This window comes from Sinorhizobium prairiense, assembly GCF_029201645.2.
Classification (GTDB): domain Bacteria; phylum Pseudomonadota; class Alphaproteobacteria; order Rhizobiales; family Rhizobiaceae; genus Sinorhizobium; species Sinorhizobium meliloti_A.
The window spans coordinates 560,436-575,030 of the sequence record NZ_CP104131.1; the positions used below are offsets into that span (position 1 = coordinate 560,436).

The 14,595-nt window shown below is 63.2% G+C and carries 13 protein-coding genes and 1 pseudogene; 9 read left to right on the forward strand and 5 right to left on the reverse strand.

All coding sequences use genetic code 11. The features are described 5' to 3' along the window. The first annotated feature begins 25 nt into the window (after nucleotides 1-25). The 8 genes from N0Q91_RS05355 (at nucleotide 26) to N0Q91_RS05390 (ending at nucleotide 7,498) form a co-directional block, all read left to right on the forward strand. Entirely contained in the window at nucleotides 26-580 is a 555-nt protein-coding gene (locus N0Q91_RS05355; RefSeq protein ID WP_275597518.1) for a TetR/AcrR family transcriptional regulator, read from the forward strand. A 46-nt stretch (nucleotides 581-626) separates the two neighbouring features. Beyond that, entirely contained in the window at nucleotides 627-968 is a 342-nt protein-coding gene (locus N0Q91_RS05360; RefSeq protein ID WP_018095705.1) for a DMT family transporter, read from the forward strand. A 178-nt stretch (nucleotides 969-1,146) separates the two neighbouring features. Continuing rightward, the gene (locus tag N0Q91_RS05365; RefSeq protein ID WP_275597519.1) at nucleotides 1,147-2,202 is read left to right on the forward strand and encodes a dipeptidase; all 1,056 of its coding nucleotides are present in this window, start codon (nucleotides 1,147-1,149) and stop codon (nucleotides 2,200-2,202) included. Nucleotides 2,203-2,249: 47 nt separating this feature from the next. Next, nucleotides 2,250-3,890 carry an ABC transporter substrate-binding protein gene (locus N0Q91_RS05370; RefSeq protein WP_100671868.1) on the forward strand — a complete coding sequence of 547 codons (1,641 nt, stop codon included), beginning with the start codon at nucleotides 2,250-2,252 and terminating at the stop codon, nucleotides 3,888-3,890. Nucleotides 3,891-3,913: 23 nt separating this feature from the next. Continuing rightward, nucleotides 3,914-4,975: an ABC transporter permease gene (locus tag N0Q91_RS05375; RefSeq protein WP_033047285.1), complete on the forward strand. Its 1,062-nt coding sequence runs from the start codon at nucleotides 3,914-3,916 to the stop codon at nucleotides 4,973-4,975. Continuing rightward, complete coding sequence (locus N0Q91_RS05380; RefSeq protein WP_100671867.1) at nucleotides 4,972-5,904, forward strand: ABC transporter permease; 933 nt, start codon at nucleotides 4,972-4,974, stop codon at nucleotides 5,902-5,904. Before N0Q91_RS05375 ends, N0Q91_RS05380 begins: the two co-directional genes overlap by 4 nt. Next, the gene (locus N0Q91_RS05385; RefSeq protein ID WP_275597520.1) at nucleotides 5,901-6,734 is read left to right on the forward strand and encodes an ABC transporter ATP-binding protein; all 834 of its coding nucleotides are present in this window, start codon (nucleotides 5,901-5,903) and stop codon (nucleotides 6,732-6,734) included. The genes N0Q91_RS05380 and N0Q91_RS05385 overlap by 4 nt, the downstream gene beginning before the upstream one ends. After that, nucleotides 6,731-7,498: an ABC transporter ATP-binding protein gene (locus tag N0Q91_RS05390; RefSeq protein WP_275597521.1), complete on the forward strand. Its 768-nt coding sequence runs from the start codon at nucleotides 6,731-6,733 to the stop codon at nucleotides 7,496-7,498. Before N0Q91_RS05385 ends, N0Q91_RS05390 begins: the two co-directional genes overlap by 4 nt. A gap of 53 nt (nucleotides 7,499-7,551) precedes the next feature. Here N0Q91_RS05390 and N0Q91_RS05395 read toward each other — a convergent pair whose 3' ends face one another. Next, the gene (locus tag N0Q91_RS05395; RefSeq protein WP_275597522.1) at nucleotides 7,552-8,469 is read right to left on the reverse strand and encodes a sugar kinase; all 918 of its coding nucleotides are present in this window, start codon (nucleotides 8,467-8,469) and stop codon (nucleotides 7,552-7,554) included. Nucleotides 8,470-8,602: 133 nt separating this feature from the next. Between N0Q91_RS05395 and bglA the strand changes: the two are divergent. Next, a pseudogene (bglA, locus tag N0Q91_RS05400) lies at nucleotides 8,603-10,245 on the forward strand (beta-galactosidase BglA). 45 nt (nucleotides 10,246-10,290) lie between these two features. Here the strand turns inward: bglA and ade are convergent. The 4 genes from ade to N0Q91_RS05420 all read right to left on the reverse strand — a co-directional run bounded on the left by ade (nucleotide 10,291) and on the right by N0Q91_RS05420 (nucleotide 14,510). Continuing rightward, nucleotides 10,291-11,988 carry an adenine deaminase gene (ade, locus tag N0Q91_RS05405; RefSeq protein ID WP_275597523.1) on the reverse strand — a complete coding sequence of 566 codons (1,698 nt, stop codon included), beginning with the start codon at nucleotides 11,986-11,988 and terminating at the stop codon, nucleotides 10,291-10,293. Nucleotides 11,989-12,074: 86 nt separating this feature from the next. Further along, nucleotides 12,075-13,403, reverse strand: coding sequence for an omega-aminotransferase AptA (gene aptA / locus N0Q91_RS05410; RefSeq protein WP_018095695.1), 1,329 nt, complete (start codon nucleotides 13,401-13,403; stop codon nucleotides 12,075-12,077). Nucleotides 13,404-13,492: 89 nt separating this feature from the next. Next, nucleotides 13,493-14,026, reverse strand: coding sequence for an ATP-binding protein (locus tag N0Q91_RS05415; RefSeq protein ID WP_275597524.1), 534 nt, complete (start codon nucleotides 14,024-14,026; stop codon nucleotides 13,493-13,495). A gap of 139 nt (nucleotides 14,027-14,165) precedes the next feature. Beyond that, a complete protein-coding gene (locus N0Q91_RS05420; protein ID WP_020487479.1) occupies nucleotides 14,166-14,510 on the reverse strand; it encodes an ArsR/SmtB family transcription factor in 345 nt (114 codons plus the stop codon). Nucleotides 14,511-14,595 lie beyond the last annotated feature (85 nt).

Here is a 14,595-nt window from a genome sequence, read left to right on the forward strand (position 1 = left end):
CGTCCAGACGGTATGTTTATGAGCTATGACAAACGCCCCTTCAAGAAAGAAGCAGCCGCAACGCGTCCGCCGGCAATTGCTGGAGGTCGCGGGACGCCTGTCGCTGGAGCAGGGCATCGCCGCGGTGACCCTCGACGCCGTATCGCAGGCGGCGGGTGTCAGCAAAGGCGGGCTGTTGCACCATTTCCCGAACAAGCTGGCTCTGCTCGACGCCCTCTTCGATGACCTCGTCGTGCGTTTCGACAGCGCCCTCGACGAAGCGATGGCCGGAGATGACGTCGAGAAGGGACGCTTTACGCGTGCCTATCTCGGCGTCTGTTTCGCGCTCGATGCGGAGGCGCAAGGCTGGCAGATGCTGACCATTGCGCTCCTGGCCGAGCCGCACCTCAAGGAGCGTTGGCGCGAATGGGTGGCGCGCCGGTCCGCGCAATTCGCCGCGACGGACAGTTCGCCAAATTGCCTGCTCGCCCGCTTCGCCGCCGATGGCGTCTGGCTGTCGGATCTGATGCGCAGCCACGACATCGAACCGTCGACCAGGGCAATCCTGCTTCAGAAACTCAACGCGCTTTCGCTGGAATAGAGGGCAGACCCGTGCCGCTTTCCCATACTTCGATCGGAGACGTTCCGTGAATCCCGCCACGCTCTACACCGTTCTGGTGATCGCCATCGTCTTCGAAGTGCTCGGCACGTCCGCCATGCAGGCGGCGCAGCACTTCACGCGGCTGACGCCCACCGTGCTCATGGTTCTGTGCTACGCGGTCGCCTTCTTCTTCCTCTCCTATGCGCTCCGCTACATCCCGGTCGGCATCGCCTATGCGCTCTGGAGCGGCCTCGGCATCGTGCTGATCTCGATCGCCGGCTACGTGGTTTTCGGTCAGAAGCTCGATCTGCCGGCCATTCTCGGGCTGGGGCTCATCATCGCCGGCGTGCTGGTTCTCAACCTCTTCTCGAAATCCACCTTCCATTGATCGCGGGGACGATCGCGGCCGGCTTCCTGCAAGTTTTCGCTACAGCCTATCCACTGAAATTCCCGGATATTCATTGAAATGCGCAATCCGTTTCAATAGCATCGCCTTTCGTCTCCGTCCGGACGCGAGGTGGCGATGTCCCATCCGATCCCCCTGATATAACGAAGGAAATTTGGGAATGCAGGCGGTTTTCGACGGCCATAACGATGTGCTTTTGCGCCTTTGGCAACATGCACGCGGCGGTGCCGACCCGGTGGCCGAGTTTTCGGAAGGCACCGATAAGGGCCATATCGATGCGGCGCGCGCCAAGGCAGGCGGTCTCGCAGGCGGCCTCTGTGCGATTTACGTCCCGTCCGGCGATCTGGTGCTCAAGACGCCGGATGAGAATGGCCATTACGCGACGCCCATGGCGGCGCCGCTCGACCACTTGCCGTCGCTCGCGACCGCCATGGAGCTCGCAGACATTGCGTTCAAGCTCGACCGTGCCGGCGCCTGGCGGCTTTGCCGTTCGGTTGAAGAGATACGCGCGGCAATGGCCGACGAGGTGTTTGCTGCCGTCCTGCATATGGAGGGCTGCGAGGCGATCGGGCCCGACCTCGCGGCGCTGGAGACCTTCCACGCCGCCGGACTTCGCTCGCTCGGCCCCGTATGGAGCCGCCATAACGTGTTCGGTCATGGCGTTCCCTTCGCCTACCCGATGTCGCCCGATACGGGGGCCGGCCTTACCGAAGCCGGCTTCGAACTCGTGCGCGCCTGCAACCGGCTCGGCATTCTGATCGACCTCGCGCACATCACGGAAAAGGGTTTCTGGGACGTGGCCAAGACGACCGACCAGCCGCTCGTCGCCAGCCATTCCAATGTTCATGCGCTGACGCCGGTCGCCCGTAACCTGACCGACCGGCAGCTCGACGCCATCCGCGAGAGCCGCGGCATCGTCGGCCTCAACTATGCGACGACGATGCTGCGCCCCGATGGGCAGGAGAACGCCGCGACGCCGCTTTCCGACATGGTCCGCCACGTCGACTATCTGGTCGAACGTATCGGTATCGATTGCGTGGCGCTCGGATCGGACTTCGACGGCGCGACCATCCCCGAGGAAATCGCCGACGCGGCGGGAAATCAGAAGCTCGTTGCCGCGCTGGAAGACGCCGGATATGGTGACGCCGACCTGGCGAAAATATGCCGGGAGAACTGGCTGAGAGTTCTGGGTCAGGCGTGGCACAAGCATGCCTGATCATCATGAAGAAAAGCCCGAGAAGGGTTAAAAGAGGGAAGCGCGATATGATGCACAAGCTCAACGGACGTTTTCGAGTTCTTGCCGCCTCGGCGGCACTCGCCATGGCAATGGGTGCGGCCCAGCCGTCCTTCGCGGAAACGCCGAAGGATACGCTGGTCGAGGGCTTCGCGTTCGACGACATCATCACCATGGATCCGGGCGAAGCTTTCGAGCTGTCGACCGCCGAGATGACCAGCAACACCTACAGCCTGCTCGTCCGGCTCGATCTCAACGACACGTCCAAGGTCATCGGCGACCTCGCCGAAAGCTGGACGGTCTCCGATGACGGCCTGACCTATACGTTCAAGCTCAAGTCCGGCATGAAATTCGCCTCCGGCAATCCGATCACCGCCGAGGACGTCGCCTATTCGTTCGAACGCGCCGTCAAGCTCGACAAGAGCCCGGCCTTCATTCTTACGCAGTTCGGCCTCACCGGCGACAACGTCACGGAAAAGGCGAAGGCCGCCGACGCCGAGACCTTCGTCTTCACGGTCGACCAACCCTACGCGCCGAGCTTCGTGCTCAACTGTCTCACGGCGACCGTCGCCTCCGTCGTGGACAAGAAGCTCGTGCTCGAGCACGTGAAATCCGTTACGCCGAGCGACGAATACAAATACGACAACGACTTCGGCAATGAATGGCTGAAGACCGGTTACGCCGGATCCGGTCCGTTCAAGCTGCGCGAATGGCGCGCAAACGAGGTCGTGGTTCTGGAGCGCAACGAAAACTTCTACGGCGAACCGGCGAAACTCGCCCGCGTCATCTACCGTCACATGAAGGAAAGCTCCGGCCAGCGGCTGGCGCTCGAAGCCGGCGACATCGACGTGGCGCGAAACCTCGAGCCGGGCGACTACGAGGCGGTCGGCAAGAATGCCGATCTGGCGATGGCGAGCGCGCCGAAGGGCACGGTCTACTACATCAGTCTCAACCAGAAGAACGAGACGCTGGCAAAACCCGAGGTGCAGCAGGCCTTCAAGTATCTGGTCGACTATGACGCGATCGGCTCGACGCTGATCAAGGGCATAGGCGAGATTCACCAGAGCTTCCTGCCGAAGGGCGTGCTTGGTGCTCTCAACGAGAACCCCTACACGTTCGACGTTGCCAAGGCGAAGGAACTGCTGGCGAAGGCGGGTTATCCCGACGGCTTCACGGTCACGATGGATGTGCGCAACACCCAGCCGGTGACCGGCATTGCCGAATCTTTCCAGCAGACGCTGGCCGAGGCGGGCGTGAAGCTCGAAATCATTCCCGGTGACGGCAAGCAGACGCTGACCAAGTACCGCGCCCGCAACCACGATATGTATATCGGTCAGTGGGGCATGGATTATTTCGATCCGCACTCCAATGCCGATACCTTCACCAACAATCCGGACAATTCCGACGAAGGCACGAACAAGACGCTCGCCTGGCGCAACGCCTGGGACGTTCCGGAACTCAGCAAGAAGACCAAGGACGCGCTCCTCGAACGCGACAGCGCCAAGCGCGCCGATATCTACAAGGAGCTGCAGAAGACGGTTCTCGAGAATAGTCCTTTCATCCTGATCTTTCAGCAGACGGAGGTCGCCGGCCTCCGTGGCAACGTCGAGGGCTTCAAGCTCGGACCGAGCTTCGACACCAACTACGTCTGGAACGTATCCAAGGAATAGTCGAAAGGACCGTTCCCTTGAGCATGAGCGGAATTGAACCCATGAGCGGGCGCCGGCGCGCCCGTTCCCGGAAGGCGTTTGTCGCGGTACTGCAGTTTCTCGTCGTCGTGGCAACCACCTATCTCGGCCTTCTCGCCGTCACCTTCTTCATCGGCCGCGTCATCCCGATCGATCCGGTGCTCGCCGTTCTCGGCGATCGGGCGCCGAATCACGTCGTGGAACGCACGCGCGAGGCGATGGGGCTCAACCTGCCGCTTTACCAGCAGTTCTTCATCTATTGCCGGCAAGCATTCACCGGCGACTTCGGGACCTCGGTGCTGACCACCAATCCGGTCATGGCGGATATCCGCCGCGTCTTTCCGGCCACCATGGAACTCGCGACGCTCGGAACCCTGATCGGCGCATTCATCGGCGTGCCGCTGGGCGTTCTCGCCGCCGTCAAGCGCGGCAGCATCGCCGACCAGGTTGTTCGCGTCATCGGCCTCGTCGGCTATTCCGTGCCGATCTTCTGGCTGGCATTGCTCGCGCTGCTCGTCTTCTATGCGCGGCTGCAATGGGTCGCCTATCCCGGCCGCATCGATATCGTCTACGAATACAGCTTCACGCCGGCCACCGGTTTCTACCTCCTGGACTCGGCCTGGCAGGGCCAATGGGACGTTTTCCGCGACGTCTTCCGGCACATCATCCTGCCGGCTTCGCTGCTCGGCTATTTCTCGCTCGCCTATATCAGCCGCATGACCCGCAGCTTCATGCTGAACGAGCTGCAGCAGGAATATATCGTTGCGGCGCGAGCCAAGGGCCTTTCGGAGGCGCGGATCATATGGACGCACGCGCTGCGCAATGCGGCGGTTCCACTGGTGACGGTGATCGCGCTCTCCTATGCCGGCCTGCTCGAAGGGTCGGTCCTGACGGAGACCGTATTCGCCTGGCCGGGGCTCGGCCTCTACATCACCAATTCACTGCAGAATGCCGACATGAATGCCGTTCTCGGCGGCACGATCATCATCGGATCGGTCTTCATCGCCATCAATCTCCTGTCCGATCTTCTCTACCGCACGCTTGACCCGAGGACGCGCGCCCGATGAGCCTTGCCACCGAAACACGCCCGATGACGCGCCGCGAGTGGCTGCTTTCAGATCGCCCGCAGTCGCGGACCCAGGCTCGGCTCGGCCGCGCCTATATGACCTGGCGGCGCTTCTCCGCCAACCGGCTTGCGGTGCTCGGCCTTTGCATTCTGCTGGCGCTCGTATTCGTTGCTATCTTCGCCGATGCGCTCGCGCCTCACTCTCCGGTCATCGGAAACCTTGCCGGCGCGCGGCTTCTGCCGCCCGGCAGCGAAGGCTACCTGCTCGGCACGGACGACCAGGGCCGCGATATTCTCTCACGGCTGATACACGGTTCGCGGCTGACGCTCCTCGTCGTCCTTCTCGTCGCAGTCATCGCGGCACCGGTCGGCCTGATCGTCGGCGCCGTCGCCGGCTATGCCGGCGGATGGGTCGACGCGGTCCTCATGCGCATCACCGACATCTTCCTCGCCTTTCCGAAGCTCGTGCTCGCGCTCGCCTTCGTCGCGGCGCTCGGCCCGGGGATCGAAAATGCGGTGATCGCGATCGCCATCACCTCCTGGCCGCCCTATGCGCGCATCGCCCGCGCCGAAACGCTGACAGTGCGCAATTCCGATTACATCGCCGCTGTGCGGCTGATGGGCGCCTCGCCCCTGCGCATCGTCTTCCGCCATGTCATGCCCATGTGCATGTCGTCGCTGATCGTCCGCGTTACGCTCGACATGGCCGGCATCATCCTGACGGCCGCTGGCCTCGGCTTCCTCGGCCTCGGCGCGCAACCGCCGCTGCCGGAATGGGGCGCCATGATCGCCTCCGGCCGGCGCTTCATCCTCGACCAGTGGTGGGTGGCGACCATGCCCGGCATCGCCATCCTGATCGTCAGCCTCGGCTTCAACCTTCTCGGTGACGGGCTGCGCGATGCGCTCGATCCTCGGGAGAGCGGCCAATGAGCGCGCTTCTGACAGTCGAGGACCTCCGGGTCCGTTTCCCGACGCGCACCGGGGTTGTCGAGGCCGTTCGCGGGGTTTCCTTTACCCTCGGGCGCGAGCGCCTCGGCATCGTCGGCGAAAGCGGCTCCGGCAAGTCGCAGACGGGCCGTGCCATCATGGGGCTGACGCCGCCGCACGCGGAAGTGACGGCGAAACGGCTTGCCTTCGAAGGGATCGATCTTCTTACGGCCTCCCCAAAACTCCGGCGGGACCTGCGTGGCAAGCGCATCGCCATGATCCTGCAGGATCCGAAATATTCGCTGAACCCGGTGATGAGCATTGGACGACAGATCGTCGAGACCTTGCGACGGCATGAGAAGGTCGGCCGCGCGGAAGCGCGGGAGAGGGCGCTCGACATGCTCGCGGCCGTGCAGATCCGCGATGCTTCCCGCGTCTTCGACCTCTATCCGCACGAGGTCTCGGGCGGCATGGGACAACGGGCGATGATCGCCATGATGCTGGTTGCCGGGCCGGAACTCCTGATCGCAGACGAGCCGACCTCGGCGCTCGACGTGACGGTTCAGCTCGAAGTCCTCGCGATCCTCGACAAGCTGGTGGCGGAACGCGGCATGGGGCTGATCTTCGTCTCGCACGACCTGCGCCTCGTCTCCTCCTTCTGCGACCGCGTTCTGGTGATGTATGCGGGCAGGATCGTCGAGGAGATCGCCGCTTCGGAACTCGGCAATGCCAAGCATCCCTATACACGAGGTCTCCTGAACTGCATGCCGGTGATCGGGTCGGATCGCCATCCGTTGCCGGTGCTCGACCGCAAACCGGAGTGGGCGCTATGACCGAGGCCGTATCCGTCGAAAATCTGAGCGTCGTCTTCGACGAGTTCAAGGCGCTCGATGCCGTCCGCGTGGATGTCGCGAAGGGCGAGTCCTTCGGCCTCGTCGGCGAATCCGGCTCGGGCAAGTCCACCCTGCTGCGCGCCGTCGCCGGCCTCACCGCGGCAAGTGAAGGAACGATCCGGGTTTCAGGCCGCGAGGTTCGTGGCACGCGTCGTGACAAGGCCTTTTATCGGGCGGTGCAGATGGTGTTCCAGGATCCTTACGGGTCGCTGCATCCGCGCCAGACGGTCGACCGGCAGCTGATGGAGCCTCTGGCGATCCACGGCATCGGCGACGGCGAGCGCCGCATCCTGAAGGCCCTGGACGAGGTGGGCCTCGGATCCGGTTTCCGCTTCCGCTATCCGCACCAGCTCTCCGGTGGCCAGCGCCAGCGCGTCGCGATCGCACGCGCCCTCATCTTGGAACCCTCGATCCTGCTCCTGGACGAGCCGACCTCGGCGCTCGACGCGTCCGTGCAGGCGGAAGTGCTGAACCTCCTCGAAGAGGTGCGGCGCGACCGCGGCCTGACCTTCATCATGGTGAGCCACGATCTCGGCGTCGTCACTCATATGTGCGAACGGCTGGCGGTGATGCAGAACGGCCGCGTTGTGGAGCGGCTGACCTCGGCCGACCTCGTCGCCGGCCGCATTGCGGAGGAATATACGCGCAATCTCATGGTCGCGAGCAAGGGGTTCCGGCGGGAAGCGGTGGCACGAAGCGCATAGTGTACCCCTCCGGCCGGCAGCGGGCTTGCTGCCACCTTCACCCGGATCGCGCTTTAACCCCGCGGCAGCTTGTCCCGTCCGATCAGCGCGCCATGGTGACCGATCACGGCGGCCGCAACGCGGGCGGCGAAGGCCGCGGCATCGGCGGGACTGTCGCCGCTGGCAAGGCGGGCGAGGAAGGAGCCGTTGAAGCTGTCGCCGGCGCTGGTCGTGTCGACGACGGCGGAAACCTGCGTGGCGGGAACGTGAACCCGGTCTTCACTCGTAAAATCGAGCGTGACGCCGTTTTCACCATCCTTGACCACAACGTTTTCGGCGCCGAGTGCCCGATAGCGCTCGATCGTCGCTTCCACGGATGCATCGCCGAAATGCGTGGCCTCGTCGTCGAAGCTCGGCATCACCATCGTTGCCGCCCGCGCACCGGCTTCGATCGTCGCGCGCATCCGAGCGGCGTCGTCCCAAAGGCGTGGCCGGATGTTCGGATCGAAGACGACCTGCCGCCCGCCCGCCTTTGCCCGCCGAAGCTCCGCAAGCAATGTTTCTGCCGCCTCCGGCGACAGGATCGCCAGGGTGATTCCCGAAAAGAACACCACATTCGCCGCCTCGATCGCCGTCCGGAGCCGATCGGGATCGTCCGCGAGCAGTTTCGCAGCGGAAGTCGAGCGCCAGTAGGAAAAGCTGCGCTCGCCGTTCTTGAGGTGGATCATATAGAGGCCGGGCGTTCGTCCTTCGATCCTGCGGATGTGCGCCGCGCCGACGCCGGTGCTCTCGATGAAGGCCAGCAGCTCGTCCGAAACCGTGTCGGTTCCGACGGCCGTGAAATAATCGACCGTCCAGTCCGCCGGCAGGAAGAGCCGGGCATAGTAGGCGGTATTGAAGGTGTCGCCGGCATAGCCCTTGCGCAGCATGTCGCGTTCCGCCTGCATGAGCTCCACCATGCATTCGCCGATCGAAAGCAGTTTGCCCGTCATTCAGTCCTCCCTTTCCGCTGATCCGAATTAAGCGCATGTCACTGCGCGAGCAAGCGAATGTTGACGGCGGCGTTTACTCGAAGAAGCGGTGAAGATAAATCTGGGTTGCTGAACCAACCATGGAGAGCTGCGCATGCCGGCGGCATCTGGATCGAACGAAAACTGGTGGCGCGGAGCGGTGATCTATCAGGTCTATCCGCGCTCCTTCCAGGATACGGACGGCGACGGAATGGGCGACCTTCGCGGTGTCACCCGGCGGCTTCCCCATATCGCCTCGCTCGGGGTCGATGCCATCTGGCTTTCGCCCTTCTTCACGTCGCCTCAGGCGGACATGGGCTATGACGTTTCGGATTATTGCGACGTCGATCCCATGTTCGGCACGCTCGCCGATTTCGACGAGATGCTGGCGGAGGCCCATCGGCTGGGGCTCAAGGTGATCATCGACCAGGTGATCTCGCATACATCCGACCGCCACCCCTGGTTCGTCGAAAGCCGCTCGAGCCGGACCAATGCCATGGCGGATTGGTATGTGTGGGCCGACCCGAAGCCGGACGGAACGGCGCCGAACAACTGGCTTTCGATCTTCGGCGGTCCGGGCTGGGAATGGGACGGGGTGCGCCGGCAATATTACCTGCATAACTTCCTGTCTTCGCAGCCGGACCTCAACTTCCACAACCCGGAGGTTCAGGAGGCGGTGCTCGCGACGGTCCGCTTCTGGCTCGACCGCGGGGTCGACGGTTTCAGGCTCGATACGGCGAATTTCTATTTCCACGACAAGCTTCTGCGGGACAACCCGCCGCTGGTGCCGGATCCGGACGCAACGAGCCGCGATGCTCCGGAGGTCAATCCCTACGGCATGCAGGACCACCTCTATGACAAGACGCAGCCGGAAAACCTCGGTTTCCTGCGCCGGTTTCGAGCGCTGCTCGATGAATATGGCGGCCGTGCGACGGTGGGGGAGGTCGGCGACGGGTCACGCTCGCTGCAGACGGTTGCCGCCTATACGAGCGGCGGCGACAAGCTGCACATGTGCTATACCTTCGACCTGCTCGGGCCGGAATTCACCGCGCGCCACTTCCGCCGCTGCGTCGAGAATTTCCAGTCTACGGTGACGGACGGCTGGGTCTGCTGGGCCTTCTCCAATCACGACGTCATGCGTCATGTCAGCCGCTTCGCGCCGCGCGAGGCCGACCGGCAGCGCGTGGCGAAGCTTGCGATCTCGCTGCTTGCCAGCCTTCGAGGCACCATCTGCCTTTATCAGGGAGAGGAGCTCGGCCTGCCGGAGGCGGAGCTTGCCTTCGAAGAATTGCGCGACCCATACGGTATCCGCTTCTGGCCGGCCTTCGCCGGACGCGACGGGTGCCGGACCCCGATGGTCTGGGAACGAGAGCTGACGAATGCCGGCTTTTCCGAGGGGCTCCCTGGTTGCCGGTGCGCGACGGGCACCGAAGGCTGGCGGTGGATGCACAGGAGGGCGTCGAAGGATCGGTGCTCGAGCATTATCGCCAGACCCTTGCGTTCCGTCGGGCGCAGTCCGCGCTGGTCGACGCAGACATGACCTTCCTGGGCACCAACCAGGACCTTCTGGTCTTCACCAGAGAAAAGGAAGGCGAGCGGCTGCTGTTCGTCTTCAACCTGACCCAGGAGCCGCAGACGTTTCACCTTCCGACGACGCTCGTCGCCGAGCCGCATCCCATGCCCGGTTTTGCACCGGTTTTCGCTGATAATGCGATCAGTCTCGCCGCGCTCGACGTTTTCTGCGGAAGGTTGCGCTAGTGGAGTCGAGGTGCGGCTGCGTCAGCGAATGCCGCGCCTCGACCCTCACCCGATCAGCATGAACCTGTCCACATCGACAAGCCCGCGGTCGGAAATCTTCAAATGCGGGATCACCGGCAGCGGCAGGAAGGCAAGTTGCAGGAAGGGCTCTTCCAGCGTGGCGCCCAGCGCAAAGGCGGCCTGACGCAGATGGTGTAGCGTATCGCGCACGCGCTCGTGCGGTTCTAGGCTCATCAGGCCGGCGACGGGCAGGGCGATCTCGCCGGTGACCTTGCCGTCCTCGACGACGACGAAGCCGCCTTTGATCTCGCGGAGCCGGTTGGCGGCGACTGCCATGTCCTCCTCGCTCACGCCGACGACACAGATATTGTGGCTGTCGTGGCCGACCGTGGAGGCGATCGCGCCCTTTTTCAGGCCGAAGCCCTGGACGAAGCCATTGGCATGATTGCCGTTGACCCCGTGGCGCTCGATCACGGCGACCTTGATGATGTCGCGGTCGAGATCGACGCCGGTCCGGTTGCCTTCGGCGGGCAGGCGATATCGGCGGTGTTCGGTGATGATCTTGCCGGGCAGGACGCCGAGCACCGAAGTCTCGCCTTCATTGTAGGGGAGGCCGAAGTCCGCAGCCTTGACCTCGCGTGCCTTGACGCTGTCGAGCCCCACCGGCTCGACCGGCTTGCGCCCGGCGAAGAGAGCATCCGTAACGCGCCGGCCGGCGGAGAGGACGAGTTCGGCCTTGCAATTTTCCAGGCTGTCGACGACGACGAGGTCGGCGCGCCAGCCAGGTGCCACGAGGCCGCGATCGCGCAGGCCGAAGGCGCGCGCGGCGGAAATCGAAGCGGCACGATAGATGGCGAGCGGCTCGACGCCGGCGGCGATAGCCGTGCGGATCATGTGGTCGAGATGGCCCTGCTCGGCGATATCGAGCGGGTTGCGGTCGTCGGTGCAGAGGGCCAGATAGGGCGACAGCCGCTCGGTGAGAATAGGCATGAGGGCCTGCAGGTCCTTGGAAACGGAACCTTCGCGAACGAGGATGTGCATGCCCTTGCGTATCTTTTCGAGCGCTTCCTCTGCGCTCGTGCATTCGTGATCGGTGCGGATCCCCGTGGCGAGATAGCCGTTCAGTTCCTTGCCGCGGAGCAGGGGGGCATGGCCGTCGATATGACCGTCCTGGAAGGCATCGAGCTTGGCGAGGCAAACCGGATCCTTGTTGACCACCCCGGGAAAGTTCATGAACTCGGCAAGGCCGATCACCTTCGGGTGGTGGCGGAAGGGCGTGAGGCGCTCGATCGGCAGGTCGGCACCGGACGTTTCCAGATGGGTCGCCGGCACGCAGGAGGAGAGCTGGACGCGGATGTCCATGATCGTCTCTGTCGCCGAATCCAGGAAATATTGTATGCCTTCGGTGCCGAGCACATTGGCGATCTCGTGCGGATCGCAGATAACAGTGGTGACGCCGAGCGGCAGCACGCAGCGGTCGAATTCGTGCGGGGTGACGAGTGACGATTCGATGTGGAGATGCGTGTCGATGAAGCCGGGAACGACGATGCGGCCGGTAACGTCGATCTCCTCACGGCCCTGGTAGTCGCCGCAGGTGCCGACGATCCGCTCGCCCGAAATGGCGATGTCGGAGGCGACCAGCTCGCCGGTGACCAGATCGAAGAACCGCCCGCCCTTGAGCACGATGTCCGCCGGCTCGCGGCCGACGCCCTGATCGATGAGACGCTCCAGCGCTTCGGACATGCGTGCACCTCGTCCTTGATATTGATTTCATGACAATAACCCTCTCCCCGTATCCGGGGAAAGGATTTGCCTTTGGCAGGAATGCCTCAGATATTGTTCTTCAGAACGTCGCGCAGCTTGTCGAAAAGCTCGTCGATCTGTTGCTTTTCGATGATCAGCGGCGGCGACAATGCGATGATGTCGCCCGTAGTGCGGATCAGCAGACCTTTCTCGTAAGCCTTGAGGAAGGCGGAGAAGGCGCGCTTTGTCGGCTCGCCGGCGATCGGCTCGAGTTCGACCGCGCCGATCAGCCCGATATTGCGGATGTCGATGACATGCGGGCAGTCCTTCAGCGAATGCAGCGCCTCCTCCCAGTAGGGCGCAAGTTCGGCCGCGCGCGTCAGCAGCCCTTCTTCCTTGTAGGTATCGAGCGTTCCAAGCGCCGCGGCCGAGGCGATCGGATTGCCCGAATAGGTGTAGCCGTGGAAGAACTCGATCAGGTGTTCCGGCCCGGTCATGAAGGCGTCGTGGATTTCCGATGTCACGAAGACCGCGCCCATCGGAATGACGCCGTTGGTAAGCCCCTTGGCCGTGGTGATGATGTCCGGCTTCACGTCGAAATATTGAGCGGCAAAGGGCGTGCCGAGGCGGCCGTAGCCGGTGATGACCTCGTCGAAGATCAACAGGATTCCGTGTTTGGTGCAGATTTCGCGCAGCTTCTGGAGATAGCCCTTCGGCGGGATGAGAACACCGGTCGAGCCGGCGACGGGCTCGACGATGACTGCGGCGACCGTCGAGGCGTCATGCAGGGTGACGATGCGCTCGAGTTCGGCCGCGAGGTCGGCGCCGTGCTCGGGCTCGCCGCGGGTAAAGGCGTTCTTGGCAGGCAGATGCGTGTGCGGAAGGTGATCGACGCCCGTCAGCAGCGTGCCGAACATCTTTCGGTTGGCGACGATGCCGCCGACCGAAATACCGCCGAAATTGACGCCGTGATAGCCGCGCTCGCGGCCGATGAGGCGGAAGCGCGAGCCATTGCCCTTGGCGCGGTGATAGGCGAGAGCCACCTTCAAGGCGGTATCGACCGATTCCGATCCTGAGTTGGTGTAGAGGACGTGGTTCATGCCCTCGGGCGCGATGTCGACCAGCCGGTTTGCGAGCTCGAAGGCTTTCGGATGGCCAAGCTGGAAGGCCGGCGCGTAGTCGAGTTCGCCCGCCTGTTCGCGAATCGCCTCGGTGATCTTCGGACGGCAGTGACCTGCATTGACGCACCAGAGCCCTGCAGTTCCATCGAGAACCGTCCGCCCGTCATGGGTGGTGTAGTACATGTCCTTGGCGCCGACGAACAGCCGCGGTTCCTTCTTGAACTGCCGGTTGGCGGTGAAGGGCATCCAGAAGGCTCTGAGGTCGTTGGGCGTGGTGTTCAGGCGGTTGGACATGTCTTTCCTCCTCGTCGAGTCCCGGCAATCTGGATTTGCCGGGGCGGATTCTCTACCCGTTGGTCAAACTATCAGCCCGCCGATGGGCGTCAAGCCAGGCGAAACGATCCGCTTTCCAGGGCCTCGATCAGGGCACTCAGCGTGTCCTCCCGAGTGTGTCCTTCGGTCGGGAGAACATGCCGCTCGAGGGGGCCGAGCGATGAGAGCTGCTGATGAAGCGCCGCGATGGGCACGGGGTCTGTCAATGTGCCCCCGCCGCGCTGTTGGCAGCGCCGGATGGCGACATCGAGCGACGGACGCAGAACGACGTAGTGGAGCGGTGCCGTGATTTTCCTGAATGGTTCAAGGAACCACGGTCCGACGATGCCGTCCACAATGACGAAATAGCCGCCATGTGCGTAGGTTGCGGCAACTTTCGTCAACACGTCGACAACGACGGCGTTTTGTTCGTGAGCTTCGGGCAGATAGGGCGGTATCGCCCCGTGTTTGATGAAATGCCAGAAGTCGTCGCAGTGAAGATGGACCTTCGATGATCCTGGCTCTGCCGCGAGCGCCTGCGCTGTCGTGGTCTTTCCGGAGCCGGGTGGCCCGGTGAGGATGAGAATTTCGCTTTCAAGGTTCATGGCATGATCATGTAGCACGATGTTGCGGGCCAGTCTGCGACGGGACCGAGAAGGCTCGCCCGCCAAAAATGAAGCCCCGCGATCGGATCGGCGGGGCTTGATGAGGCGTGCTGTTCGGTCGAACGGACGTGCTGGGAGGTTACGCCGATTTGCGAACCAGAGGCTTTTCGTCCACGGCATCGGTGTCTTCGCCGTAGATGTCGGATAGTGCGCCCAGAATCTTCAACACGGCGCCGGACGAGCTCGAATAGTAGATCGTCTGTGCGTCACGACGGGTGCTGACCAGATTCTGCGCACGAAGCTTCGAGAGGTGCTGAGAAAGAGCCGATTGGCTCAGCCCGACCTTATGGGCCAGGGCGCCAACCGCCATTTCCTCCTTGACGAGAGAGTCGAGGATGAGCAGGCGTTTCGGATTTGCCATGGCCGAAAGGAAACCGGCTGCTATTTCGGCGTCCTCGTGTTTTTCAGGCGGAAGAGGCTGCATCGTGTGCTCCATGCGAGAATTCATCACACGTAGTTATGATTGATGAAGCACGATAATTAGCCGTGATGCATAAAAGGGCAACCAC